Source organism: Bradyrhizobium sp. Ken64 (assembly GCF_055807555.1).
Genome location: NZ_JBVVPA010000005.1, coordinates 190,522 through 217,025, shown reverse-complemented (window position 1 = coordinate 217,025; position 26,504 = coordinate 190,522). Strand labels below are relative to the sequence as shown.

Genomic DNA, 26,504 nt, shown 5'->3' with positions numbered 1-26,504 from the left:
GGTCTTGCCATGCCCATGCAATCCAGACTTGTCGCCCTTGCCGCAGCTGTCCTGTTGTCGGCGAATGCCGCGCATGCCCAGCAGGGCGCCAAGAAGAGCGCGGCTCCCTCTGCCCCGGCGGCACAGCCCGCACCGGCTCCGACGCAACCGCAGGCTGACGGCGCTCCGGCGCAGCAGCCCGGCTGGGTCGTGCGCTGCACCAGCGTCAGCCGCGACGCGCCGCTCGAATGCGCGATGGAGCAGAACGCGGTGCTGACCAAGACCGGCCAGACCATCGTCCTGATCAACATCCGTGTCGCGCCCGACACCCGCACGCCGGTGGCGCTGCTGCAATTGCCGCTCGGCCTCAACCTTCCCATCGGCGCCAAGCTCCAGGTCGACGAGGGCAAGACGGTCGATCTCCAGATCCAGACCTGCGAGAACCGCGGCTGCTACGCCTCCACGCCGATCGCGCCGGACCTTCTTGCGACCTTGCGGTCGGGCAAGCAGCTCAAGGTCTCGTTCCAGAACATGGCCAAGGAAACGATCGCGATCCCGATGCCGCTCGGCGATTTCGCGGCGGCCTACGATAAGATCAAGTAGCGCCGCTAGAGCCATTTCCGTTCCGACGGAACGGAACGGAGCTCCAGCCTCTTCTTTTGACGCTTTTTCTCGACGCGAACCTGACGGCACCTTGCGCCCAGGCGGATGATCTGGTGACTGCCGCCGATGTTGGGGCATGCACGAGATGGCCCTAGCCGACGTAGAAGCTGCGCGCCATCCCTCTTCTGCTGCAGGCCATGGGCGGAAATCAGTCAGTCCACGCCGAGATAAGCCTTCTGCACCTGCGGGTCCTCCGCGAGCGCCGCCGCCGTGCCTGACAGCACGCTCTTGCCGACCTGGAGCACCGTGGCGAAGTCCGAGACTTCAAGCGCGAGCTCGATCGACTGCTCGGCGAGCAGTATGGTCAGGCCCTCGCGATGCAGGCGCCCGAAGGTCTCGTACATGGACTCGACCACCGCCGGCGCGAGACCGAGCGAGGGTTCATCCAGCATCAACAGCTTCGGGTCGCTCATCAGCGCGCGCCCGACCGCGAGCATCTGCCGTTCGCCACCGGACATGGTGCCGGCACGCTGGTTGCGGCGTTCCTTCAGGCGCGGAAAGATCTCGTAGACACGTTCGAGCAGCGTGGCCTGGCGCGACTTGTCGCGCAGTGGCGTTGCGCCGAGCATCAAATTATTTTCGACGCTCTGCTGCACGAACAGCCGCCAGCCTTCCGGCGACAGCGCCAGCCCCTTGCGCACGATCGCAAAGGCTCTCTCGCCGGCGATGTCATCGCCGCGAAAGCGGATCGATCCGGAATGCACGGGAATGAGGCCGGCGATCGCGTTCAGCGTCGTGGTCTTGCCGCCGCCATTGGAGCCGAGCAGCGCGACCACGCTGCCTTCGGGAACCTCCAGCGAGACGTCGGACACGCCGATGAGATCGCCGTAGCGCACCTCGAGGTGCTCGATCCGCAGCAACGGCCCGTTCATAGGTCCGGCCCGCTCATCAGTTCGACCGGCGTGTGGCCGGCGGCTGCCTTGGCTGCGCGCTTGCCGAGATAGGCCTCGATCACCGCCGGGTTGGATGTGACCTCGCGCGGCGAGCCGCGGGCGATCTCCTTGCCCTGGTGGAACACCATCACGCGGCTGGCGAGCGACATGATCACTTCCATGATGTGCTCGACGATCACGAGCGTGATGCCGGAACGATGAATGTCGCGCACGAGGTCGATGGCGAGCCTCACCTCATGGGCGTTGAGGCCGGCCATGGCTTCGTCGAGCAGAAGCACCTTCGGTTCGGTTGCCAGCGCCCGCGCGATCTCCAGCCTCTTGCGACCGGGCGTGCCGAGCGAGCGCGCCGGCGCATCCGCAAGCCTGATCATGCCGACGCGCTCGAGCACCGCGCGCGCTCTGGTCTCGGCGTCCTTGCGATGCGAGGTGCGCAGGAACGCGCCGATCATGACGTTTTCCAGCACCGTCATGCCCTCAAAGGTCTGCGGCACCTGGAAGGTACGGGCAAGCCCAAGCCCGGCGCGCAGCTCCGGCGTGAAGTCGGTGATGTCGCGACCCTCGAACAGGACACGGCCCGAAGTGGTCTTGAGATCGCCAGTCAGGCAATTGAAGAAGGTGGACTTGCCCGCGCCATTCGGGCCGATCAGGCCGAGGATGTCGCCTTGCTCCAAAGTCACGGAGGCGTCGTCCACCGCCTTGAAGCTGCCGAACGCTTTTGTGATTGCGCGTGCCTCAAGGAGCATGGCCGGCTCCGGTGTCCTTTGTCGGCTTGCTGCGCCGCGTGAACAGGCTGAGCAGACCGCCGGGCTGGAAGCGCGCGATCACCACGATAATCGCGCCATAGAGCACGAAGGTGAGCCCGGCGCCCTTGCCGCCGAGCCAGCTGTTTGAGATCTCCTCCAGCGGCACCAGGATCGCGGCACCGACCAGCGGCCCGAACAGCAGCCCTGCCCCGCCCAGCGCCGCCATGATCAGGATTTTCACCGAGATCAGGATGCCGAACCCGGACTCGGGATCGACGAAGCCGAACATCATGGCATAGAGCGCGCCAGCGACGCTCGTCAGCGCCGCACTCAGCATGTAGGCGTAGAGCTTGGTACGGCTGGCGGGTGCGCCGAGCGAGCGCGCCGCACGCTCGGAATCCTTGATCGCGCGCAGGTAAAATCCCATGCGGCTGTTGGTCATCCACCAGGTGATCAACAGCGTGATCACGAGGATTGCGAGGAAGAGATAATAGTACGGCAGCGACGACAGGAACGAGAGATCGAAGATGTTGCGCGGCACGGTCGGCCCGGAGAGCCCGACGGCCGCACCGAGCCAGTCGGTGTTGGTCACGATCAGCCGCATCGTCTCGGCAACCGCGATGGTCGCCATGCTGAAATAATGGCCCGACAGGCGCAGCGTCGGCACGCCGATGATCGCGGCCAGGCCCACGGCGAGCACGATCCCACCGGGAATGCCGAACAGGGGCGACAGGCCGAACTTTGCGTAGGATCCCATCGCGGCATAAGCACCGCAACCGAAGAACACGACGTGGCCGACCGAGACCTGGCCCGCATAGCCGCCGACGATATTCCACGCGGATGCCGCAATCGCATAAAGCAGCACCAGCGCGCCCAGGCGCTGCTGGAACGGCGAGGACAGTAGCAGCGGATAGGCGATCGCAATCGCCGCGACAACCGAGAGCCAGATCAAGCGCCGCATCACAGCTTGCTCATCACATCTTCCCCATCAAGCCCTGTGGCCGGAACCAGAGGAAGAGCAGGAACAGGACATAGACGACGATGTCCTTGTAGATCGCGCCGATCAGATAGCCCGACAGCGACTCGATCACGCCGATCAGCAGGCCTGCGACAAGGGCGCCCGGCACACTGCCAAAACCGCCGAGCGACACCGTGACGAAAGCGACGATGCCGAGCGTCTCGCCGACGGTCGGCACGATGTAGAAGAAGTTCGCGATCAGCGCGCCGGCAAGCCCGGTGGCGCCGGCCGCAATCGCCCAGGCGATTGCCTGCATGGTGTCGGGACGGATGCCCATCAGTTGCGCCGCTGTTTGATCCTCCGCCACCGCCAGCATCTTCGAGCCGAGCGAGGTCCGCGTCAGCAGCAGATGCAGGCCAAGGGTGACGAGCAGCGCAACCACGCCGGCAAGCAGCCGCGAGGCCTCGATGCGCAAGCCCGCGAACGCATAGGTGCCGCCGACGATGTTCGGAGGCATCGACAGGAAGTTGGCGCCGAACCACCAGAACACGGAATAACGCAGCAATAGCGCAAGCCCGAAAGTGCCGAGGATCTGCGCCAGCATCGGCCCTTTCATGATGTCGCGGATCAGGGTGAAATAGACCAAGACGCCGACGGTCGCGAGCACCAGAGTCGCCAGCGGCGCGCCGAGGATCGGCCCTCCCCCCAACAGCGTGTAAACGACATAGGCCACGTACATGCCGAGCATGACGAAATCGCCATGCGCGAAATTGACGATGTTCATCATGCCCCAGACCAGCGTGAGGCCTGAGGAAAACAGGGCGTAGACGGCGCCAAGCAGAAGTCCGCCGACGATCACCTGCACGAGGACAAAGGACATGAGCCAGCGTTGCTCTGATCAAATCATTTCGGGAGTGGCGGGGCGCGCAGCCCCGCCTTCAAATCTCACCAGCCCTTGTAGGGCAGCACCGGCGCCTTCGCGGCGTTGGCCTTCGGCCATACCGCGGTGTAGTTCTCGCCGTCCTGGAGCTGGATGATGAGCCCGGAGGCGAGGATATTCTGGCCCTTGTCGTCGAACTTCACGCCCTTGTAGCCCATCATCAATTGCTCGGGCTTCAGATCGGTCGCCTTCAACGCGGCCTGGATCTTCGCCGGATCGGTCGAGCCGGCGCGGTCGATCGCGTCGGCCAACACGAAGAAGCCCTGCATCTGGCGGCCGACGGTGTCGTCCATCTCCTCGCCGCTCTTCTTCTTGTACATGTCGGCGATAATGGCCGATGGCGAGCCGGCCGGCCCCACCGACCATGACGAACGGTTGAAGACGCCTTGCGATATCTTGCCGACCGCCTTGATGAAGGAGGGATCGGAATAGCCGGCGTCGTCGGCCAAAAGCACCGCCGGCTTGTAGTCGAGCGACTGCATGGTCTTGGCGAACAGGATCGCATCCGACGTGTAGCTGATCATGATGATCACGTCGGGCTTCTTGTCCTTGAGCTGGAGGACCTGGCCCTGAACATCGGTCGCGTTGACGGGATAGGCCACGTCAACCGCGATGGCCTGGCCCTTCTCCTTGAAGGCGGCGCTGATCGTGTTGGCGACCGAGGTGCCGTATTCGGTGTTGTCGTGAACCAGCGCGATTGCATCGGTCTTGGCGCCTTGCGCCTTGATGTCGGCGAGGAAATCGACATAGGCCTTGGCGAAGTCGGTGGCGATCGGCGTGGTGCGGAAGAACCATTTGAAGCCGCGCTCGGTGAGATTGGCGGCGACCGACTCGGAGTTCAGGAAGGGAATGCCGTATTTCTCGGCGATCGCGCTCGAGGTCAGCGTGACGCCGGACTGATAGGAGCCGAACACGGCGGCCACCTTGTCTTCCGTGATCAGGCGCAGCGCCTGGTTCTGGCCTGTCGCCGGGTTGCCCTGGTTGTCGGCGAACACGATCTCGATCTTGGCGCCGCCGAGGCCCGCAAGGCCTGCGTTCTTGGCCAGCGGCAGAGTGCCGAGCTCGGGATGAGCGCTGTTGATGATGTCCATGGCGACCTCGAGCGCCGCCTTGGCGTGCGCCCCGATCGAGGCGGTGCCGCCCGACATCGGCAGGATCGCGCCGATCTTGACGACCTTGTCCTGGGCCTGCGCGGCTGAAGCGAGCGCAAGGGACATCGCGGCCGCGCAAAGCAGCCCGGTGACGTGCTTCAATCTCATGAAATCAGACCTCCCAAAGGGTTTCCCCAACCAGATTTTTTGGAAGCCCGGCTAAGCGCCCGCTTCCGTTTGTTTATGCCTGGCGATGAGAGGATGGCATGCTGGCCCGGTACCGGCAAGTAAAACGGCTTGCCACGATGCTGCATGGACAAGCACCGATATGTGGGCCGGATCAGCGCCCTCACCCCACGGGGTCGCTCGCCCTCAGCAGCGTCGTGAAGCCGCCATGGATCATGCGCTTGCCGTCGAACGGCATGCTGTCCAACTTCAGGCGAGGGTCCGCCATCACCTTCTTGTTGACGGCGTCGCGAGTCTCCCGGTCGCGATAGACGATCCAGGAGAACACCACGATCTCATCTTCCTTGGTCATCACCGCGCGCGGAAACGAGGTGAGCTCGCCATAGGGCACGTCGTCGCCGATGCACTCGACGTAATCGAGCGCACCGTACTCCATCCAGATCGCGCAGGCCGTTTTCGCCAGCGCCTTGTAGGCCTCGATGTTGTCCTTCGGCACGGCCAGCACAAAACCATCGACATAGGGCATCAGGGATCTCCTTGGATCGTGTGTCCGAAGGACGATGCGGTGCGTGACGATCCGACCATGAAACGTGATTTTCAGATGAGGCAAACGGTCGCGCGCCGCCGCGGCGCTCCGCCGGAGCCCACGATGCCACGGCCCGCAGGTCCCATGTGGACCGCAAAACATCCCTGCGTCGCAGCGCTTGCCAGCCCACAGCCGAGCGGGTAGAAACCCTCCACGCCTGAGCCGTGATTTGCGCGATAAGTGCCATCGGCCGCAGCCGGACAAATCAACAAGTCTTTGAATTTGTTCGGCTATTCCGTTGGGGAATGGTGTAACGGTAGCACAACAGACTCTGACTCTGTTTGTCTAGGTTCGAATCCTAGTTCCCCAGCCACCGCAGGTTAAGCAGCTCACAATCAGACCGTCAGAGGTTGCGCTCTCTTTGAGCGGTGCCGCTAAATCACGATGCGATCGAAGTCGGCGGCGATCCGCGTGTTTGGAAAAACGCTTGTCGCTTCGGCCAGAATCTCTTCGTCGCGATACCGCCCGGACATGTGATTCAGCACGAGTTGCCCGACGTTGTTCGCGGCGGCAAATGAAGCCGCCTCGCGTGCGGTGAGGTGGCCATAGTCCCGTGCGGTCGCGGCGTCGCGCTCGAGGAAGGTCGCCTCGATCACCAGCAGATCGGCGTCGGCTACATGTTTGGACAGACCGTCGGTGGTTTCGGTGTCGCCGATCAGCACGAGTTTCCTGCCGCCGCTCGGCGGCCCCATGACGTCTTCGGGATCAATCGTGCGGCCGGCGATCACGACTGGTCGTCCCGCGGCCAGTTCTCCGCGCATCGGCCCATCGGGAACACCGAACTCGGCGAGGCGCGCCCGCTCAAGATGGCGGCGTGCCGGACTCTGGAAGCAAAAACCAAAGCTGTCGGTGTCGCGGTGGCGAACCGGAAAGCAATCGATGGTGAAGTCGCCGGCGTCGATAACCTGTCCTTCGGCCAGCGGTGCGAATTCCACAGGGATCGGCGCCCTGCCCGCGCCCCACAGCCCGGCAAGCATGCGGATGACGATGTCGAGCGTGCCCTGCCCTCCATGAACGGTCATCGCGTCGGATTGCTGGCGCAACCCCAGCGTCGAGAAGAGACCGGGGATGCCAAGCACGTGATCGAGATGGGCATGCGTCAGCAGGATGCGGTCAAGCCGCCGAAATCCCGTGCCGCTGCGGAGCAACTGGCGCTGCGTGCCCTCGCCGCAATCGATGAGGACGCGCTTGCCCCCTGCCTCCACGAGGAGAGCGGGATGGTTGCGCTCCGCCGACGGAACGCTAGCCGAAGTCCCAAGGAATGTCAGGGCGAACATGCTCGTCAGTATCCAGGCTTCACCGCCCCCAATGCCACGTGAGCAGCAGCGCGTACAGAGCCCATCGATCCCGCATAGACCGCGGCAGGAAGCGCGTATCCCGCGATCTGATGGCCAGGCGCCGCCTCCGGCCCCCGACCGGCGGACAGATCTGGTTCCCGTTGCGCGGCCTCCTCATCCTATCCGCCAAATTGCATGCTCGATATTCGGATCGATTTGCAGCCGAACGACATCGACGCGGCGATGCAAGACAATGGAGATCGTGATGCCGCCCGGATTGACCGCCACTGACTGGGACTACGGCTCGATCAGCACATTGCTGAGCGCCCTGCACGCGCGCAAGCTTTCTGCGTCGGAGTTGATCGAGCATACGATCGCGCGCATCGAGGCGCTGGACGGGCGGATCAATGCCGTCATCGTTCGCGATTTCGATCGCGCACGAGACGCCGCGCGCGCCGCCGATACCGCGCTTGGCCGGGGCGAGCGCCTGCCGTTGCTCGGCATCCCCGTGACCTTGAAAGAACCGTTCAACGTCGCCGGCCTGCCGACGACATGGGGCTTTCCGCATTTCAAAGATTTCCAACCGGCGGGGGACGCCCTTGTCGTCTCGCGGTTGAAGGCGGCGGGTGCTGTCATCATCGGCAAGACCAATATCCCGATCGGCCTCAGAGATTTCCAGAGCTACAATGAGATCTACGGTACGACGAACAATCCGTGGGATCTCGGCCGATCGCCCGGCGGCTCTTCAGGCGGATCGGGCGCGGCGCTGGCTGCGGGATTCGGACCGCTCTCGATCGGCTCTGATATCGGCGGTTCGATCCGGGTGCCCGCACATTTCTGCGGTGTATTCGGACACAAGCCGACCCTCGGCCTGGTCCCGCTGCGCGGATACAGCCTGCCGCCAGCGCCGCCCGTTGCCGGCCAGGGTGATCTCGCCGTCGTCGGACCGATGACGCGCACCGCCTCGGATCTTGCGCTCGCCCTCGACGTGATCGCCGGCCCCGACGAGACGCGCGACGGGATCGGCTATCGTCTTGCGCTGCCCGCCCCGCGACACGACCAGCTCAGGGATTTCAGGATTCTCGTGATCGATACGCATCCGTTGATGCCGACGGGCGATCCCGTCCGTTCCGCCATCGGGCGGTTGTCCGAACGGCTCGAACGATCAGGCGCACGGGTTTCGCGGTCGAGTGCGTCGCTGCCCGACCTCGCTGAATCCGCACGGCTCTACATGAAGCTCTTGAACGCGGCGCGAAGTCCGCGCCTGACACCGGCCGCCCTCGCAGAGGCGCAAGGAGTTGCCGCGGCACTCTCGCCCGACGACCGCAGCCTGCAGGCCGAGCGCGCGCGCGGCTGGGCCATGGTTCATCGTGAATGGCTGGCGACCGATGCGGCGCGCTTGCGGCTGCAGCAACGATGGCAGGAGCTGTTCCGCGATTTCGACGCAGTGATCTACCCGGCCGCGGCCGTCCCGGCCTTTCCACAGGACCAGTCCGAGCCGTTCGACGCGCGGCAACTGGATATCGACGGACAGCTCTACAACTATGCCGATGCGTGCTTCATCTGGGCAGACCCCGCTTCGACCTGCGGACTGCCTGCAACGGCCGTTCCGATCGAGCGCACGCCATCGGGCCTGCCGATCGGCGTCCAGATCATCGGACCTTATCTCGAGGACCGCACCACGATTGCCCTCGCCGGACTGATCGAACGCGAGTTCGGCGGCTTCGTCCCGCCGCCGTCGTTGGCTGCCACGCAACCCGTCAAATGATCGGGGCGAAGACGCCAACGGTCGTCATGTTCTTTCAGTCGACTGCGCCTCGACCGCCTGCACGGCGACACTCGCGACCTGCTGCAATGCCTCGCGGTCGGTGCCCGAGGACGCCATCACGCCCATGCCGACCGAGACGGCCGAGACGTAGCGCGCGAGTGCCGCGGGATCCGAGGTCGGCTTGAGATCGCCTTCGGCCTTGGCGCGAACAAAACGATCGCGAAGCTGGTCCTCGTTCTGGGCGCGACGGGCGGCGAGCTCGAAGGGGACGCTCTCTGATCCGGTGCCGCATGCAATGCCGCCCTGCACGAGCAGGCAACCGGGCGGGTTGGCGGGATCGGTCTGCTTGTCGGCGATGCCCATCAACATCCGCTCGGCGACTTCGCGGGCGGTGGGTGCCGCGACCACCTCGTCCATCCAGACATTGCGCAGTTTTGTATAGCGGTCGAGCGCGGCCTTCAGCAGCCCTTCCTTGTTGCCGAAACAGGCATAGAGGCTGGGCGGATTGATCCCCATGGCTTCGGTCAACTGAGCGATCGTGGCACCCTCATAGCCATGGCGCCAAAACACTTCCATCGCCTGATCCAACGCCCTTTCGGCGTCGAATTCGCGGGGGCGTCCCATGCCCATGTGCCTGTTCTCCTCGAAATCGGCGTCGTCGCTGACCTAACGCCTGATCCTATCTATTTGTTCTCGCTTTATTTTCTCTTCCGCTTGCCAACTCTTGCGGTAAGGGGCTACAATTTTCTTAGTGAATGGTACATAAGTATCTTGCGCTGCGGTATCCAGCTCCACATCTGTAGTGAACACTACATATCTGGAACGCGCAAATGCATCCCTCCCAAAACACTGCCCAAAATGCTCGCCGCACCGGCCGTTTCCGCCGCCTCCTCGGCGGCGTGGCCATCGTGGGCGCCCTCGCCGTGGCCGGTTCGATTGCGACCGGCCATTACTTTCGTGCCGCCCAGGCGACCGCGACGGCCGCCGCGGCCGAGCAAGCCGTCCCTGTCACGATCGCGCTGATCGAACCAAGGCAGACCGTGCTGTGGGACGACTTCTCCGGCCGGCTCGAGGCCATCAACCGCGTCGAGCTTCGCCCGCGCGTCGCGGGTGCGATCCTTGCGACCAACTTCACCGAAGGCGCGCTGGTGAAGGCAGGCGACATCCTGTTCAAGATCGACCCGGCACCCTACGCGGCCGAGGTCGACAAGGCCGCGGCGCAGCTCGAAGCTGCGAAAGCGCGCGTGGTGTTCACGCAGAATGAACTCGAGCGCGGCGCGCAACTCGTCGGCAACGCCGTCGTGACGCGGCGCGACTATGACCAGCGCGACAACGCCAACCGCGAGGCCATCGCCAACGTGAAGGCGGCCGAAGCGACGCTCCAGACCGCAAAGCTCAATCTCGATTACACCGAGGTGCGTGCGCCCGTGGACGGCCGCGTCGGCAAGATCGAAATCACCGTCGGCAATCTCGTCGCCGCCGGCACCGCCTCTCCGGTGCTGACTTCGCTAGTCTCGGTCAACCCGATCTATGCGTCATTCGATGCGGATGAGGAGCTGGTGGTGCGGGCGTTGAACTCGATTTCCGAGGTCTCCGGCAAGCGCGGCAATCTCGACCAGATCCCGGTCGCGATGGCGACCTCCGGCGGCCTCGCGGCGAAGGGCCACATCCAGCTCATCGACAACCAGGTCAACGGCCAGAGCGGCACCATCCGTGTCCGCGCGGTGTTCGACAACGAGGACGGGCGCCTCATCCCCGGCCAGTTCGCCCGCGTGCGCATGGGCCAGCCCAAGCAGCAATCGCTCGTGATGATCGATGAGCGCGCGATCGGCACCGACCAGGACAAGAAGTTCGTGATGGCGGTCGGCGACGACAGCCGTGCGGTCTATCGGCCGATCACGCTCGGCGGCGCGGTCGATGGCTTGCGCATCGTCACCGCGGGCCTGAAGTCCGGCGACCGTATCGTGGTCAACGGCCTGCAGCGCGTGCGTCCCGGCGCCCTCCTCAAGACCGAGGTCGCGGCGATGGGCGCGCGTGGGCCGCAGCAGGCCTCCAACCACAGCAACCAGGACGTGGTGCAACGCTAGCATTCTCCGCTTCCGGAGCGCGCGGGCAGCGCGAACCGGAATGTCGAATTCGTTGAACTACCAGGACATCACTTCTGGATTTCCGGGTTTGCGGGCTTGGGCCCGCGCCCGGGAATGACGGGAGAGCTGTCTCTCGCGCAGGGGCAAAGCCATGAATCTCTCGAAGTTCTTCATTGATCGTCCGATTTTTGCCGGTGTGCTGTCGGTCCTGATCTTTCTCGCGGGCCTGATCTCGCTGTTCGCGATGCCGATCTCGGAATATCCCGACGTCGTGCCGCCCTCCGTCCTCGTGCGCGCGACCTATCCCGGCGCCAATCCCAAGGTGATCGCCGAGACGGTGGCGACTCCCATCGAGGAGCAGATCAACGGCGTCGAAGGCATGCTCTACATGTCGAGCCAGGCCACCACCGACGGCGCGATGACGCTGACGGTGACGTTCCGCCTCGGCACCGACCCCGACAAGGCGACGCAGCTGGTGCAGAACCGCGTGCAGCAGGCCGAGCCGCGCCTGCCGGCCGTGGTGCGCCAGCTCGGCATCATCACCAAGAAGTCGTCGCCCGACCTCACCATGGTCGTGCATCTCTTGTCGCCCAACGGCCGCTACGACATGACGTATTTGCGCAATTACGCCGTGCTCAACGTAAAGGACCGCCTTGCACGGATCGACGGCGTCGGCGACGTCCAGCTCTATGGCGCTGGCGACTATTCGATGCGGGTCTGGGTCGATCCGCAGAAGGCCGCCGAACACGGACTGACTGCGAGCGACATCGTCAAGGCGATCCAGGCGCAGAACGTCGAGGCCGCTGCCGGCGTAGTCGGCTCCTCCCCGAACATCAAGGGCATCGACCTGCAACTGTCCGTCAATGCCGAAGGGCGGCTCGCGAATGAAGAGCAATTCGGCGACATCGTGGTCAAGACCGGTACGCGTGGCGAAGTCGTGCGCTTGCGCGACGTCGCCCGCATCGAGCTCGGCGCGTCCGAATACGGCCTGCGCTCGCTGCTCGACAACAAGCAGGCAGTGGCGATCCCGATCTTTCAGGCGCCCGGCTCCAACGCGCTGGAGATCTCCGATCACGTCCGTGCCACCATGGCCGAGATCAAGAAGAACATGCCGGAAGGCGTGTCCTACCAAATCGTCTACGACCCGACCCAATTCGTCCGCTCGTCGATCGAGGCGGTGATCCACACGCTGCTGGAGGCGATCGCGCTGGTGGTGCTGGTGGTGATCCTGTTCCTGCAGACCTGGCGCGCCTCGATCATTCCGCTGCTGGCCGTGCCCGTGTCGATCGTCGGCACCTTCGCCGTGATGCACGTATTCGGCTTCTCCATCAACGCACTCAGCCTGTTCGGCCTCGTGCTTGCAATCGGCATCGTCGTCGACGACGCCATCGTCGTGGTCGAGAACGTCGAACGCAACATCGAGGGAGGGCTGTCGCCGCGCGACGCCACCTACCAGGCGATGCGCGAAGTGTCGGGGCCGATCATCGCGATTGCGATGGTGCTGATCGCGGTGTTCGTGCCGCTCGCCTTCATCTCCGGCCTCACCGGGCAATTCTACAAGCAGTTCGCTCTGACGATCGCGATCTCGACGGTGATTTCCGCCGTCAACTCGCTGACGCTGTCGCCGGCGCTGTCGGCCTTGCTGCTCAAGGGACACAACGAGCCGAAGGACCGGCTGACGACCATCATGGAAAAGGGCCTCGGCTGGTTCTTCCGCGGCTTCAACAAGGTGTTCACACGCTCGTCGGAGAATTACAGCGGAACCGTCACCAAGGTGATCTCGGGCAAGGCCGCAGTGATGGGGCTCTATGTGGTGTTGGTCGGCGTGACCGCGCTCCTGTTCCAGCAGGTGCCGAGCGGCTTCGTGCCGGGCCAGGACAAGCAATACCTGGTCGGCTTCTCGCGGCTGCCCGACGGTGCATCGCTCGATCGCACTGAAGAGGTGATCCGCAAGATGAGCGACATCGCGCTGACCCAGCCCGGTGTCGAGAGTTCCGTCGCCTTTCCGGGCCTGTCGATCGCCGGCTTCACCAACTCCTCCAATGCCGGCATCGTGTTCTCCACGCTCAAGCCGTTCGACGAGCGCAAGAATCCTTCGCTCAGCGGCCCCGCGCTCGCGGCTGAGCTGAACAAGAAATATGCCGGCATCCAGGAAGCCTTCATCGCCATGTTCCCGCCGCCGCCGGTCAACGGCCTCGGCACCATCGGCGGCTTCAAGCTGCAGATCGAGGACCGTGCCGGTCTCGGCTATGAGGCGCTGAACGAGGCGACCAAGGCGTTCATGGCGGCGATGCAGAAGGCGCCGGAGATCGCCGGCGTGTTCTCGAGCTTCCAGGTCAACGTGCCCCAGCTGTTCGCCGACATCGACCGCACCAAGGCGCTCCAATTGGGCGTGCCCGTGACCGAGGTGTTCAATACGCTGCAGATTTACCTGGGCTCCTACTACGTCAACGACTTCAACAAGTTTGGCCGCACCTATTCGGTCCGGGTGCAGGCCGACGCGCCGTTCCGCGCGCGCGCCGACGACATCCGGCAGTTGAAGGTGCGCTCGTCCTCGGGCGATATGGTGCCGCTCTCGGCGCTGTTGAGCGTTCGCCAGAGCGCCGGACCCGAGCGCGCGATCCGTTACAACGGCTTCCTGTCCTCCGATATCAACGCGGCGGCTGCTCCCGGCTTCTCCTCCGGACAGGCGCAGGAGGTCGCGACGCGGATCGCGGCGGAGACGCTGCCGCCTGGCTTTGCCTTCGAATGGACCGACCTGACCTATCAGGAGTTCATCGCCGGCAATTCCGGACTGTGGGTGTTCCCGCTGGCGATCCTCCTGGTCTTCCTGGTACTGGCCGCGCTCTATGAGAGCCTGACCCTGCCGCTCTCGATCATCATGATCGTGCCGATGGGTCTGCTGGCTGCGATGTTCGGAGTCTGGATCTCCAAGGGCGACAACAACGTCTTCACCCAGATCGGTTTGATCGTGCTCGTGGGACTCTCGGCCAAGAACGCGATCCTGATCGTCGAATTCGCGCGCGAACTCGAATTCGCAGGCCGCACGCCGATCCGGGCCGCGATCGAGGCGAGCCGGCTGCGGCTGCGTCCAATCCTGATGACGTCGATGGCGTTCATCATGGGCGTCTTGCCGCTGGTGCTGTCTACCGGCGCAGGTTCGGAGATGCGGCGCGCCATGGGCGTCGCCGTGTTCTCCGGCATGATCGGCGTCACCGTATTCGGTCTGTTCCTGACGCCGGTGTTCTATGTGCTGCTGCGGACCGTCACCGGCATGAAGCCGCTGACGCATCACGGCAGCGACACCCGCGCGGCGCCGGTGCAAACCGTCGGGCATTAGATCAGGGAAATTCCCGACAGCAACAACAGAACGAGCACGGTCTTGCGAAAGACCGTCTCGTTGACCTTGTGGAACGCGATCACGCCGAGCGCGGAGCCTGCGAACAGCGCCGGCAGGCTCACCGCGAGATCGACGAAGACTTTTGACGACAGATCCTGATGTCCGACCAGCAGCGCGATCGCGAACAGCTGCATCGCGGCGATGAACGGCTGCACCAGGCCACGCTGTTCGCTCTTGGGCATACCGCGCATGTCGCACCAGATCGTCGGAATCGCGCCGGGCATCGCCGTCAACCCGCCGACCAGTCCTCCCCCGAACCCGATCAACGCGACCCAGTGCCGCCCGACCGCCGCGCCGGCCGTCACCAGCGTCGGCCGCAGCAGCATGTAGGCGGCGTAGAGCGCAACGATGATGCCGAAGCCGCGCCGGAGCAGATGCGTATCCGTGCTCTGGAGCAGCGACACCGCAATGGGAACGCCGATCAAGCCACCGACGATCAGCAGCAGACTGCCTTCCCAGCGAATATTGCGCCGAAGCGCCCACAGATTGGTGGCCTGCACGCCGATGCTGCACGCCATCATCAGCGGCACGGCTTCGAGCGGCTGAAACACCCGGAGCAGGATGGCGCCCGCCACCGCGGAAAAGGCAAAGCCCGAGAGCCCGGAGACGAAGGCGCCGGCGAACACGGCAACGCTGAGCAGCATCAGAGTCGTGACATCAGGCACAATCCGCCCTCCGGGTCAGTCGTACGGAATTTGCGAGACAGGGACCCCGGCGCTCTCCGTGCAGACGGCCGGCTCAAGTGGAGCCGACGGATGCATCCCGTAAGCGTGAGATTGCTCCAGCATCGCGAGGCCGACCAGTTGGAGAGCAACGAGCGCCGCGGTCAGCGCGATCGCGACGATGCTGACGTCACGCACGTTCGAATTTGGGGTGGCCGGCCGTGCGCTCGCGCGGATCAACTCCGTTGGCATTTTCAAAAGTATCCTCTTCACGGGAGACGTGCATAATTTCATTCAGACACGGCGCTTCGTGCGGCTGGTCCAGCAGGTGGCGATAGCGCCGCAACACGCGCTGCGCGTCGATTTCCCGCTGCGCGCGGAGTATCGCGCCTATGCGGGCGACGATATCGCGGAACCTGCCTGTCAGAACTGGTGACCCCGTTCGCATGACAATCTCCTCTCAACCTGTTCGAGAGATTGACGGGATCCACTTCCGCCTGCAGTGAGTTGCTTCACACGAATGCCTGACCCGTCGAACAACAGACCGTGTGATGTTCAGTAGAATAGAGCGCAGAACAACGCGTCATTCGATCGAATGACGCGCGATAACTTTCAAATGATGCTTCTGATTGAACCTATTGCGAGCTGCAGCGACTCGCCCGCGTTTTTGAACGCATCTCAGTGCACGAGCGGATTGGAGAATCCAGCAGCGAGCTTGACGAGATCGGCCTGACGAGAAACGCCGGTCTTGGCGAACACGCGATGCAGATGCGTCTTCACCGTCGTCTCCGCGATGCCGAGCGCAACCGCCGTCTCCGGCACGCCGCCGACATCGACGATCGACTGCAAGACCCTCAGTTCCGCAGGCGTGAGTTGGAAGGTGTGGTCAATGAGTCCGGCACTCGAGCGGCCGTCGAGTTCCGCCTTCCAAATGAACAAGGCTCCGATGGCCGAACTTCGCTCGGCCACACCCTCGCGCAGCAATGACGGCAGCGCGATCACGTGCGCGACATAGTAAGAACCGTCATGCGACATCAGCGGAATTTTCCGTCCCGAAGATGCCGCCGACGCGACCTCGCTTGTGTCACGGAAAATATCGCGCAGGGCTGAATTTGCAGCGGAGGATCTTGCCACCAGCCGGCCCGAGATAGACCGCAGGACATCGTCGACGGCCAGGATCGTGTCCGCAGCCGGATTCCTGTGGACGATATGACAGGTCGAATCGAGCAGGATGACACCGGCATTCAGTCGGTCCACGACGTCGGCGAGCGCGATCGCCCGCTGCTGCTTCCGCTCGATCGCCCGGTTGATCAAGAGCGCCCGGCTCGCATGCGGAGCCAGGAACTGCATCCGCGCCCGCTGCTCGGCGTCGAGCATCTCCCTGCCGGGGATCACGGTCATCAGCATCGGACACGGCGACTTCGACTGCTCCAGCACCACATTGGCGACGTCGACGCAGCCCTGGGGGCGCAGCCATTCCTGGTAGAAGCGGCCGCGGCGATATTCGTCGAAATCCACGAGATCGGGGATGTTCCGCACCTCGCCATAGCGCGGAAGCCGAGCGAGCGGGTCGTACCGGGCGTAGGTCTCCGCATAGAGCTGAATGTAGTGCGGATCAACCCCGCAATAATAATGCGTCGCGCCTGATTTGCTGACCGGGTCCTTCGAAATCAGACCACAGGCCTGGCTGCCGATGAAAGCATTGAGCTTGACAACGACCTCGCTCCACAACTCCGGCTGGAGACCCGCGTCATAGATAGTCTCGATCAACTCGGACGGTTTTGGAGGTCGGGGCATCGGAAGAGCCAATGGTGACACATGGAGATGGCGACATGTTCTTCATGCCCGGCGGCTCCTGTGAGTCTGGCGATGGAGCGAAAGGTTCAATCCTGAGGGCCCAATTGGCAGCCTAGTTGATCAGCGGATTGGAGAATCCTGCCGCGAGCTTGACGAGATCGGCCTGACGCGAAACGCCCGTCTTGGCGAACACGCGATGCAGATGCGTCTTCGCCGTCGTTTCTGCGATACCGAGCGCGACCGCCGTCTCCGGGACGCCGCCAACCTCGACGATCGACAGGAACACGCGCAGCTCGGCCGGTGTAAGGTCGAAGGTCCGCGCGATCAATTCGCCGTAGGACTGTCCGCCGATCGATACTTTGCGCAGGAGCAGCGCACCGACGGCATCGACCACCCGCTCGCTACCGTCCCGGAGGACCGAAGACAGCGGCAGGATGTGCGCGACGTAGCGCTCGCCCGAGGGCGAAAGCAGCGAAAACGCCTGCCCCTTTGCGGCAAGCAGGGCAGTTTCATTGCGGGTCGCGAACGCTTCCCGCAGCGTCTGATTGGCCTCCGCACTGCTGGTCACCAATTGCCCGGCAACGGACCGAACCACATCGTCGGCCGCAAGCAAGACGTGCCCTGCGGAATTCGCGTGCACCACCCGGCAGAATCCATCGAGCAGGAAGATGCCGCAGGCCAGATTGTCCAGGACCTCCGCCAACGCCGTCGCCAACGTCAGTTGCGAGGTCATGGCGCGGTTGATCAACAACGCACGGCTGGCGTGCGGGACGATCAGCGAGAGGCGGTGCTTCATCACCGGATCCACCATCCGGCGGCCCGACAGCACCGTCATCATCACGGGGCAGCTCGCATTCGAATTGTCGAGCACGACGTTGGCCGCATCGCTGCAACCCTGCGGCCGCATCCATTCCTGGTAAAAGCGTCCGCGCCGATATTCATCGAAATTGACGAGATCCGGAATGCTGACGATCTGGCCGTGCGGCGGCAGGACGGTCAGCGGATCGAACTTCGAATGCGTCTCGGAATAGAGCTGGATATAGTGCGGGTCCGCCCCGCAATAATAGTGCGTGACGCCGAATTTGCTGATGGAATCCTTGGAAAACAGTCCGCAGGCCTGGCCGCCGACGAAGTCGCGGATGCCGGTGACGACGTTGTGCCACAGCGAAGGATCGAGTCCGGCATCGTAGATGGCCTCGACGAGGTCGGGCAGCTTCCGCGGTCCGTGCATGGCTATAAATGGCCTGGGTGATCAATATCACCAAGCATACCACAACCTCAGCATGCGGCATCCTCCGATCGGAGGACGCCGGCCGGGCAACGAACGGATATCCATTCGGGTGCTACTGATGCAGAGTCGCGATACCGCACCGGGACGCTCACATCTCGTCCCAGCCGACCTTCTCCACATTCTCCGACCAGACCGCGGCGCGATAGATCTCGCGCCCGTCGGTGTCTCTGACCCGGATGCAGGCATCGCGGCCGCGCAAATCGTCGCGCCAGACGAACAGGTGGCTTGCCATCTCGTTGGCCACCACGAATGTCGCTTCGGGGCATTCGAACACCATGCCACCCGGATCGATCTTCACGATATTGCCGAGCATAAGATCAAAGAAAAAACGGCGCATGCAACACTCCAACTGCGGGCGGCGCACGCCCGTGCCGTCTCCAATCGGCATTTGACTGAAATTCAATCGCGCACGGTCACGGCATGTCACCGCTCCTGACGTCACTCGGAGTGGCGCCATAGGTTCGCCGGAAGCAGCGGTTGAAATAGGAGAGATCGCCGAAGCCGACATCGTAGGCGATCGAGCTGACCGTCCGCTCGGCGTATCCGGGTTCGCGCAACATGCGATGCGCACGCTTGACGCGCTGTTCGATCAGGAAGGACGAGAACGTCTTGCCGTCGGCCTCGAACAGGCGCTGGAGATAGCGCGGCGTCACGCCGAGCTCCTGGGCGACCGTGGCCACCGACAGGTCCTGCCGCCAGCAATTGTTGGCGATGGAGACTTTCGCCTTCTGCAGCCGTGCCGCCTTGACGCCGCGGCGCCCGGCCAGCTCCCGCGGCTCGTTGGTGGCACCGAGGACCATTGCCAGAAGATCGTGCAGATGCCCGACCCCGAGCTGGCGCAAATTGGGCATCGCGAACGCCTTCTCCCGCACCAGCGTCACCGCGTAATCGACCAGCAATCGAAGTCCCGTCGAGCTCTCCGGCATGACACGCATCACGGCGTCATCGACGTCCACGATCATCGGCGCCAGCACGCGTCTCGGCACACGGAGCGAGAAACAGCTGCCCAGCGACAATCGCTCGAACGTCGTGACGTCCTCCGCGCTGGTCAAGACCGCCTCTCCCGCACGAAGGCTCAGATCGTGTCCCCGCTCGGATATCCCAAGCACGCCAGATCGATTCACGATCAGGGCCAGGCTGTCGTCCCCATCGGCAACCAGATGCTTGGTGCGAACGACGCGCGCTCCGCACAATCCTCCGATCAGCAATTGGGCTTCCGGCAAGACGTGGGACGTGAAGCTCGCCGCGAACGGCTTTCCTTCCCTCACCTCGACCTCCGCCTTCAACACCCCGCGGCAATAGAAATCGCGAAGCAGCGGGATACGCTCGTTTTCGGGAATTTCGTTCGTTGAAACGTTAATAACTGAAAAATCAAACTGGCTCACTGCAATCCTCCAACCGACGAGCAGGTCCGGCCACGCGCTGTCGTTTCCTCACACTCGCGTTCGATGCCGTCGCGGTATCGCTTCGCGGCGCTTGCTGCTCTTCACTTTTCTGGAAGCGATATACGAAAGTATCAAATGACTCGCGTCCTGCATTCGGAGGACACGGGAGCTCGGCTCATCACAATGGATTGAGATTGCGGCACATACCCGGCGAACCATGTGAAATGGATCACAAGGTATCGTCACCGTCGTTCGTTCGAGGCGCGAATGGAACGGCAAAGCCGGTGGCAATCTTGACCAGATCGGCCTGCCTGCCGGCGCCGGTCTTCTCGAACAGGCGGCCGAGATGCGTCTTCACGGTCGTTTCGGCGATGCCGAGCTTTGCCGCAATGTCGGGAACGCCGCCGATCTCGATAATGGCCATCAATACGCGCAGTTCTGACGGTGTCAGCCTGAAGGCCGCAGCGATCGCATCGGCTGCGAGCCATGTCGCCGCCGATGCCTTCTGCACGAACAGCACCGTGGCTGCAGCATCTCGCGATGGACTGCGATCGCGCTTCAAGGGAAAAGCGTGGAGCAGATAGTGCTGCCCATCAACTGATGTCGCAAGCTCGATCTGACGGCGGGCAGCGGAACGAGTTTCTCGGCCGGCATCGATTCCGCACAGGCCGCGGAATATTTTGTCGGTCTGGGTGTTGCGGGCGACGATCCGGTCTCCGACCATTGTGAGCAGGTTGGCATCGGCGAACAGCCCGCGGCATGCTGCGTTGGCATGCACGACCCGACCATCTGCGTCGAGCAGGCAGATCGCCGTGCTCAGCCCATCCAAGACATCTGCAAGGTCGTCCACGGTATGCGAGCGGGCCCTGATCTGGCGGCCCATGATCCTGGCGCGCTGGAGGTGCGGAGCAAGCAGCCGCATGCGCTCACGCATCGGCTCGTCAACGAGTCCGTGCGACCTGTGGCGCAACACCTGCAGAATCGTGGTGCGCGTGGCCGACGTCTCGATAGCGACGGTTGCAAGGTCTATCGCTCCTTGCGGTTCCACCCACTCGCGATAGAAGCTCGTTGCCAGGAAATCCGCATGAGGCATGATGTCGGCTACGCCGATCGTCTGCCCCGCTGCGAGCGTGAGATGACGATCGAGCAGAGGGTCGAGCTCCACATATCGGTCGCGATAAAGCTGGCGGAAGCGGGATTCGGTGCCAAAATGCTCCTGGATCTCGATCGAAAGCCTGGCTCTGTCCCTGGACAGGATGGTCGCGGCACATCCGCCGACGAAATGCGCAACCCGTTCCAGCACCCCGCTGCGCAGCGCGGGATCGACCGCCGCGTCGTAAATCGCGCCGACGAGGGACGAGAACCGATTTGCGTGGAGGATTGTCATCGGCCGGACGACGCAATCCGCGTATGGCTCGGGCGTGCGAGAAAGATCGCTATCCGGGGACTGGCGAAGGAGACGGGCCGTTCAATGGCCGGCTTCGACGGGGAGAAAACGTTGCAACGAAATGCTGGAATATCGAACATCGTCCTTGCGTAACGTCAACTGCAGGATGCGGCTTGGACGTTTTCGCCAAAGACTAGGATAAAAGCGAACAGCGCGCGGACTGTGTGCGATGAGTCACGCGTGCGATCAGTCAGGCGTCGGTCGCGCTGCAGAACCCTGTCGCCACCGATCCCCTGGGCCTCGCATGCGGCTCCGGCAATTTACTTGCGATTCTCCTCGCAGAATTTCAGCGCCGCCAGCGCTTCACCGGCACGCGGCACCTGCATCTCGATGCTGTCGTCATCATCGTCCTCGAAATCGAGCGAGAGACGCTTGGCCTTGGACAGCCGGTCCATCATGGACTGATCGTATTCGAAGATGCCGCGAACGGTGGTCTTGTCCATGACCTCCCACTTGGCCTTCTTCATGATATCGGCGTCGTCGGTACCGACGTCAGCCCGGAGGATCTCGCCGACCTTGTCCCACTCCCAGCCGTCATAGATCATCACGATGACGATAGCTTTCTCGGAATAGGTGATGACGATGACGTAGTCCCGGTTCTCGTCTTGCTTGTCCTTGTAGCCGCGGCTCGCATTGCAATGTGCGTCCTGCGTGCGCTTCTCGATGGTCCAGTCGCCAACCTTGGATTGTTGCGCCTGCACCGGACTTGCGGTCAAAGCGACGGCGCCCAAGGCGCCGGCCAGCAACCCGGCGGCGAGGAGAAATCGTTTCATGTCAGCCTCCAGCGTGTTCCCCGGACCGAGATGACCACCTCTGCCGGTGACCCGCAAGGGCTTCGGCGACCGCGTAGGGCGCTGCCCCTGCCCTACTCCCGCCGCGGCACGATCGCGATCGGGGTGAAGGTGTAAACCTCCTCGCCGTTCTGGTTGAACATCGTCCATTTCACCAGCGCGATGCCCTGCGGCTTCGATTTCGACGGCGTCAGGCTCATGACCTCCCCGACCAGATGCAGGCGGTCATCGGGCCGTACCGGGATGGTCCAGCGCAGCCCGTCAACGCCGGCGCCGATCAGCGGATGCGGGCCGAAGGGGCGGGTCTGGATCGCAAGGCTCATCGCAATCGCGGCGGTGTGCCATCCCGAGGCAGCGAGACCCCTGAACAGGGTCTGCTTGGCGGCTTCGTGGTCGAGATGCATCGGCTGCGGATCGAACTCGGCCGCGAACCGCTTGATGTCGGCCTCGGTGACATGAACTTCGGGGGATTTGAACTGCATTCCAATGGTGAGATCGTCGAACCACTCGATCCGCGCCATGATTTCGCCTCGCAGTGTGATGCGCCGCCTCGCGGCTAACAGGATTGAGCAAGAGCGGGATGTAGCGGCTCCGCAGCGCACAAACCAGCCCGGGTTCCCCCACGAAACCCGTTTCCAGATGCGACGAAACACGCCTGAAACAGATCGTCGGTTATCTGGTTGTCAAAATCATACAGGGACGGCCACGATGCAATTCTTCCTCAACCTGATCTGGGATTATTCCTGCTGTCAGCACCTCGTCGCCCTGCCGCCGCAGGAGGACGAGCTATGATCGAGCTGATCTCGGCCTTGCTCGCGCTTTGCAGCGTCGGCGTTTTTGCAGCGCACGCGGTGGATGCCTATCGCACCACCCATTACTGATAGCCTTGACTAATAGCCTTGCACTGACAGCCTTGCCCTAGAACGGCCGCCGGTAGAAATGTTCAGAATGCGTTGCGGGCGGAAACCTGTTGGCGAGCGCGAGAGCTCCCCTTTCGTCCGTTTCGAGCGCGATCTTCTGCGCGAGCATCACGTCGCCGGGAACGAGAAAGCCTGACGGGACGAAGCACCACCCCATCGCCGCATTGCCGGCCGCGTCGATCTCATGGACATTGGCGGCCGTGCCATAGTGGATGCGATAGGTCTTGCCGGTATCACAGCCGACGACATCGAAATGCCGGTGCTGCTCGAATTGCGCGCGCTGCGCCGGCGACAGCCATTCGGCCAGAAGCCGGCGGCCGCGGGCATCCGGCGTGTTCTCGCCGAAGAAGCGCCGATAGAGTTCGCGTAGCGCATGCAGACGCGCACGCGCCGGCGCGCGGAGCCAGACTGCCGCGATCATGAGCAGCTCAGATCAACCGCCGACCAGGCGGGGATAGAACAGCGTTTCCTGCGCGGTCGGGTCAAACGATCGGATCCGGGTGACTTCGCCGGGTCCGGTTCGCAGCGCGGCGGTGAAGCCCGCTCCGGTGAGCTCCCGAAAGCGCCGTTCGGCCCGCGCCAGCGCTTCGGCATTGCCAGGATCAAACTCGTGGCGCGTGTCGCCAGTCTGGTCCATCACGATCTGGGTTGCCATGTTGAGTCTCCTCATGCCCAGCCCTGTTCGATCAAAGCAAACCTCGTGCCGTCGGTTCCAGTTGGCAACAACTTTCTCTTGCCGGCGCATCACGCCTTGCTGAGCTGCTCAACGCGAGGCGGCCGCTCCTCCGCCCTCGTCGATCTGCCGTCCCATCAGGGCGATCGCTTTCTGATAAACGCCGGCGGCATTCCAGGCTTCGATGGCGGCGAAATTCGGCTCGCCCGGCTGGTAACCGGCTCCTGCGCGCCAGCCATGGGCCTTGAGGAAATTCGCCGTCGAGTTCAGCGCATTGGCGGCAACTTCGAGATTGCCGGTGCCGTAGGCCAGGATGTTCTTGGGCATGAACTGGGTCTGGCCGACTTCGCCGTGCATCGAGCCGCGGGTTGCCCCCGACAGCGTGCCGCGATCGATCAGCTTCAGCGCCGCATAGAGCTGGTCGGTGAAGAATTCGGGACGGCGGCAGTCGTAGGCGAGCGTCGCAATCGAGGAGAGCATGTTCTGGTTGCCGCGCTGGCTGCCGAACCCGGTCTCCATGCCCCAGATCGCGATCAGCGGCCCCGGCGGAACGCCATAGCGCTGCTGGATCGAGGCGAACAAGGCGCCCTGCGACTGCTTGAGCTGGCGCCCCTTGGCGACGATGGTAGTGGCGCCGCGCTTGGCGAGGAATTGGTCGAGTGTCAGCGAGAAGCTGCGCTGGCCGCGGTCGGCCGCGATGGTGGCACTGGCGTAATTGGTCTGCATCAGCGCCCCGAGCGCGGTCTGGCCGACGCCTTTGCCCTGCGCTTCCGCACTGAACTCGCGCTTCCAGGCCTCGAAGCCGGCCGGCGAACTGCCGCATTGCGCGGCGTGGGCGGCGGGCGAGAGGCAGCCGAGCAGCGTCATCGCCCCGAAAACCGCCGCAGTTACAGTTCTGCCCCTGATCATGTCCAATGTCCTCTCTCTGGCGCGATCCAATGCCCGAGCTTACCCGGACGAAGGCGCCGACTCCATGGCGTGATCATACGACAGTTCCAGTCCGTCCAAATTGCCCTCCTTTCGCCACTTGTCGAGCAGCCGCAGGAATGCCACCGGCCCGCGCCAATACTGGCTGTTTCTCGCCGCGATCGGATCGAACACGCCTTCATTGTTGTAATAGCCGGGCGTGCATTCGGCGAGATAGGTCTGGCGTCCGAGCGCGGCTTTGACCACCTCCTCGACCCAGGCGTTTTCGGCCGCCAGCGTCGGCTCGAGGGTTCGCGCCTTGCGCTTGCGCACTTCGGCGATCACGTAGGCGATGTGCTGCGACTGCTCGTCAATGATGTGCGGGAAGTTGGCGCTCTGGCCGGCCTGCACCATGACGATCAGGAAGCAGTTCGGGAAGCCGCGGCTGTAGAAGCCGTGCATCGTCTTGACGCCGTCGCGCCAGCGCTCGGACAGGCTCACGCCGTCACGGCCGTAGACCTCGAAGCCCATGCGGCGGGCGTAGTCGGTGCCGACCTCGAAGCCGCTGGCATAGATCAGGCAGTCGAGTTCGTAGGCGTGGCCGTCGACCACGACCGCGTTCTCGGTGATGCGATCGACGCCCTGTCCCCTGGTGTCGACGAGATGCACGTTGGGGCGATTGAAGGTGTCGAGATATTCGTCGTGGAAACACGGCCGCTTGCAGAAGGCCTTGTACCAGGGTTTCAACGCCGAAGCCGCCGCCTCGTCCTTAACGATCGCATCGACGCGCGCCCGGATCTCTTCCATCTTGCGATAATCGGCCTGCTCGATGACCTTGAGCGCCTCCTCGATCGAGGTCACCGGCTGCTTCTGGCGGCGCGGCGCCAGCAGGATCTCGCCGAGCAGGCCGGTCCAGCCGTCCTGCACCAGATCCTGTTCGAATGGCTCGCCCGAGATCACCGCCGTGAAATTGTCCATGCGCTCGCGCTGCCAGCCAGGCCTGAGCCCCTGCGCCCAGCTCTGATCCGTCGGGCGGTCGTCGCGCACGCCGATCGCTGACGGCGTACGCTGGAAGACGTAGAGCTCCTTGGCCGAGCGGCCGAGATGCGGCACGCATTGCACGGCCGTGGCGCCGGTGCCGATGATCCCGACGCGTTTGTCGCCAAGACCGGTCAGACCACCTTCGGCCGTCCCTCCGGTGTAGGCGTAATCCCAGCGGCTGGTGTGGAAGCTGTGTCCCTTGAAGTTTTTGATACCGGGAATGCCCGGCAGCTTCGGACGGCTCAGTGGGCCTCCAGCAAGGATGACGAAGCGCGCGCGGATGCAATCACCGCGATCGGTCTCGACCAGCCAACGTGCCTCGTACTCCTGCCATTCCATGCGCGTGATGACGGTCTGAAACAGCGCGCGCTCGTAGAGATCGAAGTGACGGCCGATGCGGCGCGAATGTTCGTAGATCTCGGGGGCTCGCGCATATTTGCGCACCGGCATGTAGCCGGTCTCTTCCAGTAACGGCAGGTAGATGTAGCTCTCGGTATCGCAGGCCGCACCAGGGTAGCGATTCCAGTACCAGGTGCCGCCGAAATCGGCGGCCTTTTCCACGACCCGGAAATCATCGATGCCGGCCGCGCGCAGGCGCGCGCCGCACAGAAGGCCGCCGAAGCCGCCGCCGACGATCAGCACCTCGGTCTGTTCGCTGACGGCCTCGCGCGCAAATCCGGAATTGGCCCAGGGATCGTCGAGATAGCGCCCGAATTCGCCGCTCACCTCGACATATTGCGCCTTGCCTTCGGCGCGCAGGCGGCGATCGCGCTCATCGCGATAGCGCGCACGAAGTGCGGCAATGTCGATTGTAGATTCGCCGGCTGCACCGGTCTTGTGTCTTTCCGCTGACATCGATTTCCTCCCCGGCGGACACTGCTTCGCCGGCAGCTCGCATCACTTAGCCCTGAAAAAGTGACGCATGCAATCGCGTCTCTCGCTTTTTGCGTGAACGTCGCGTGGCGTTCCGCTAACCTCAAGCGCACATCACAAGCGCACGCCGCGCAACGACGTGGCGGT

The 26,504-nt window shown here is 63.6% G+C and carries 25 protein-coding genes and 1 tRNA gene; 6 read left to right on the top strand and 20 right to left on the bottom strand.

Annotation, left to right across the window (positions count from 1 at the left end; genetic code table 11):
* The first annotated feature begins 9 nt into the window (after positions 1–9).
* On the top strand, positions 10–582 hold the full coding sequence (locus AC0L2F_RS11360; protein WP_473248418.1) for an invasion associated locus B family protein: 573 nt from the start codon (positions 10–12) through the stop codon (positions 580–582).
* Positions 583–794: 212 nt separating this feature from the next.
* On the opposite strand, the gene AC0L2F_RS11355 is transcribed toward AC0L2F_RS11360, so the two are convergent.
* The 6 genes from AC0L2F_RS11355 to AC0L2F_RS11330 form a co-directional block, all read right to left on the bottom strand.
* The gene (locus tag AC0L2F_RS11355; RefSeq protein WP_007609005.1) at positions 795–1,514 is read right to left on the bottom strand and encodes an ABC transporter ATP-binding protein; all 720 of its coding nucleotides are present in this window, start codon (positions 1,512–1,514) and stop codon (positions 795–797) included.
* A complete protein-coding gene (locus AC0L2F_RS11350) occupies positions 1,511–2,278 on the bottom strand; it encodes an ABC transporter ATP-binding protein (protein WP_473248417.1) in 768 nt (255 codons plus the stop codon). The genes AC0L2F_RS11355 and AC0L2F_RS11350 overlap by 4 nt, the downstream gene beginning before the upstream one ends.
* Positions 2,268–3,239, bottom strand: coding sequence for a branched-chain amino acid ABC transporter permease (locus AC0L2F_RS11345; RefSeq protein ID WP_007609002.1), 972 nt, complete (start codon positions 3,237–3,239; stop codon positions 2,268–2,270). The genes AC0L2F_RS11350 and AC0L2F_RS11345 overlap by 11 nt, the downstream gene beginning before the upstream one ends.
* Before the next feature lie 13 nt (positions 3,240–3,252).
* Positions 3,253–4,116 (bottom strand): branched-chain amino acid ABC transporter permease, encoded by an 864-nt coding sequence (locus AC0L2F_RS11340; RefSeq protein ID WP_473248416.1) that lies wholly within the window; start codon positions 4,114–4,116, stop codon positions 3,253–3,255.
* Between the two features lie 65 nt (positions 4,117–4,181).
* A complete protein-coding gene (locus AC0L2F_RS11335) occupies positions 4,182–5,435 on the bottom strand; it encodes an ABC transporter substrate-binding protein (RefSeq protein ID WP_473248415.1) in 1,254 nt (417 codons plus the stop codon).
* A gap of 181 nt (positions 5,436–5,616) precedes the next feature.
* Positions 5,617–5,979, bottom strand: a complete 363-nt coding sequence (locus AC0L2F_RS11330; RefSeq protein ID WP_473248414.1) for a DUF1428 domain-containing protein — start codon at positions 5,977–5,979, stop codon at positions 5,617–5,619.
* A gap of 299 nt (positions 5,980–6,278) precedes the next feature.
* Between AC0L2F_RS11330 and AC0L2F_RS11325 the strand changes: the two genes are divergently transcribed.
* Positions 6,279–6,352 (top strand) — tRNA-Gln (locus tag AC0L2F_RS11325).
* 61 nt (positions 6,353–6,413) lie between these two features.
* Here the strand turns inward: AC0L2F_RS11325 and rnz are convergent.
* Positions 6,414–7,316 (bottom strand): ribonuclease Z, encoded by a 903-nt coding sequence (gene rnz, locus AC0L2F_RS11320; protein WP_473248413.1) that lies wholly within the window; start codon positions 7,314–7,316, stop codon positions 6,414–6,416.
* Between the two features lie 265 nt (positions 7,317–7,581).
* On the opposite strand from rnz, the gene AC0L2F_RS11315 reads away from it, so the two are divergent.
* On the top strand, positions 7,582–9,084 hold the full coding sequence (locus tag AC0L2F_RS11315) for an amidase (protein WP_473248412.1): 1,503 nt from the start codon (positions 7,582–7,584) through the stop codon (positions 9,082–9,084).
* Between the two features lie 24 nt (positions 9,085–9,108).
* Here AC0L2F_RS11315 and AC0L2F_RS11310 read toward each other — a convergent pair whose 3' ends face one another.
* Positions 9,109–9,714, bottom strand: a complete 606-nt coding sequence (locus AC0L2F_RS11310) for a TetR/AcrR family transcriptional regulator (RefSeq protein WP_473248411.1) — start codon at positions 9,712–9,714, stop codon at positions 9,109–9,111.
* 200 nt (positions 9,715–9,914) lie between these two features.
* On the opposite strand from AC0L2F_RS11310, the gene AC0L2F_RS11305 reads away from it, so the two are divergent.
* Together AC0L2F_RS11305 and AC0L2F_RS11300 are read left to right on the top strand one after the other, a co-directional pair.
* Positions 9,915–11,171: an efflux RND transporter periplasmic adaptor subunit gene (locus AC0L2F_RS11305; RefSeq protein WP_473248410.1), complete on the top strand. Its 1,257-nt coding sequence runs from the start codon at positions 9,915–9,917 to the stop codon at positions 11,169–11,171.
* Between the two features lie 151 nt (positions 11,172–11,322).
* The gene (locus tag AC0L2F_RS11300; RefSeq protein ID WP_473248409.1) at positions 11,323–14,511 is read left to right on the top strand and encodes an efflux RND transporter permease subunit; all 3,189 of its coding nucleotides are present in this window, start codon (positions 11,323–11,325) and stop codon (positions 14,509–14,511) included.
* On the opposite strand, the gene AC0L2F_RS11295 is transcribed toward AC0L2F_RS11300, so the two are convergent.
* Positions 14,508–15,236, bottom strand: coding sequence for a sulfite exporter TauE/SafE family protein (locus AC0L2F_RS11295; RefSeq protein ID WP_063992823.1), 729 nt, complete (start codon positions 15,234–15,236; stop codon positions 14,508–14,510). The two genes, AC0L2F_RS11300 and AC0L2F_RS11295, sit on opposite strands and share 4 nt — an antisense overlap.
* Positions 15,237–15,414: 178 nt before the next feature.
* Here AC0L2F_RS11295 and AC0L2F_RS11290 point away from each other — a divergent pair, with 178 nt between their 5' ends.
* Positions 15,415–15,669, top strand: coding sequence for a hypothetical protein (locus tag AC0L2F_RS11290; RefSeq protein ID WP_198287885.1), 255 nt, complete (start codon positions 15,415–15,417; stop codon positions 15,667–15,669).
* Between the two features lie 242 nt (positions 15,670–15,911).
* On the opposite strand, the gene AC0L2F_RS11285 is transcribed toward AC0L2F_RS11290, so the two are convergent.
* From AC0L2F_RS11285 to AC0L2F_RS11235, 11 genes are all read right to left on the bottom strand, one after another.
* Complete coding sequence (locus AC0L2F_RS11285) at positions 15,912–17,030, bottom strand: helix-turn-helix transcriptional regulator (RefSeq protein ID WP_473248408.1); 1,119 nt, start codon at positions 17,028–17,030, stop codon at positions 15,912–15,914.
* A 112-nt stretch (positions 17,031–17,142) separates the two neighbouring features.
* Positions 17,143–18,261 carry a helix-turn-helix transcriptional regulator gene (locus AC0L2F_RS11280; RefSeq protein ID WP_473248407.1) on the bottom strand — a complete coding sequence of 373 codons (1,119 nt, stop codon included), beginning with the start codon at positions 18,259–18,261 and terminating at the stop codon, positions 17,143–17,145.
* Positions 18,262–18,409: 148 nt separating this feature from the next.
* Positions 18,410–18,658 carry a DUF6894 family protein gene (locus AC0L2F_RS11275; protein WP_007608973.1) on the bottom strand — a complete coding sequence of 83 codons (249 nt, stop codon included), beginning with the start codon at positions 18,656–18,658 and terminating at the stop codon, positions 18,410–18,412.
* A 76-nt stretch (positions 18,659–18,734) separates the two neighbouring features.
* Positions 18,735–19,706, bottom strand: a complete 972-nt coding sequence (locus AC0L2F_RS11270; RefSeq protein ID WP_007608966.1) for a helix-turn-helix transcriptional regulator — start codon at positions 19,704–19,706, stop codon at positions 18,735–18,737.
* Positions 19,707–19,935: 229 nt separating this feature from the next.
* Positions 19,936–21,093: a helix-turn-helix transcriptional regulator gene (locus AC0L2F_RS11265; protein ID WP_063992826.1), complete on the bottom strand. Its 1,158-nt coding sequence runs from the start codon at positions 21,091–21,093 to the stop codon at positions 19,936–19,938.
* A 320-nt stretch (positions 21,094–21,413) separates the two neighbouring features.
* Positions 21,414–21,926 carry a hypothetical protein gene (locus AC0L2F_RS11260; protein WP_007608964.1) on the bottom strand — a complete coding sequence of 171 codons (513 nt, stop codon included), beginning with the start codon at positions 21,924–21,926 and terminating at the stop codon, positions 21,414–21,416.
* A gap of 92 nt (positions 21,927–22,018) precedes the next feature.
* On the bottom strand, positions 22,019–22,465 hold the full coding sequence (locus AC0L2F_RS11255; protein ID WP_007608960.1) for a MaoC family dehydratase: 447 nt from the start codon (positions 22,463–22,465) through the stop codon (positions 22,019–22,021).
* Between the two features lie 397 nt (positions 22,466–22,862).
* The gene (locus AC0L2F_RS11250; protein ID WP_007608959.1) at positions 22,863–23,285 is read right to left on the bottom strand and encodes a hypothetical protein; all 423 of its coding nucleotides are present in this window, start codon (positions 23,283–23,285) and stop codon (positions 22,863–22,865) included.
* A 12-nt stretch (positions 23,286–23,297) separates the two neighbouring features.
* Entirely contained in the window at positions 23,298–23,519 is a 222-nt protein-coding gene (locus AC0L2F_RS11245) for a hypothetical protein (protein ID WP_007592399.1), read from the bottom strand.
* 108 nt (positions 23,520–23,627) lie between these two features.
* The gene (locus tag AC0L2F_RS11240) at positions 23,628–24,446 is read right to left on the bottom strand and encodes a lytic murein transglycosylase (RefSeq protein WP_007608958.1); all 819 of its coding nucleotides are present in this window, start codon (positions 24,444–24,446) and stop codon (positions 23,628–23,630) included.
* A 39-nt stretch (positions 24,447–24,485) separates the two neighbouring features.
* Positions 24,486–26,339: a flavin-containing monooxygenase gene (locus tag AC0L2F_RS11235; protein ID WP_473248406.1), complete on the bottom strand. Its 1,854-nt coding sequence runs from the start codon at positions 26,337–26,339 to the stop codon at positions 24,486–24,488.
* Positions 26,340–26,504 lie beyond the last annotated feature (165 nt).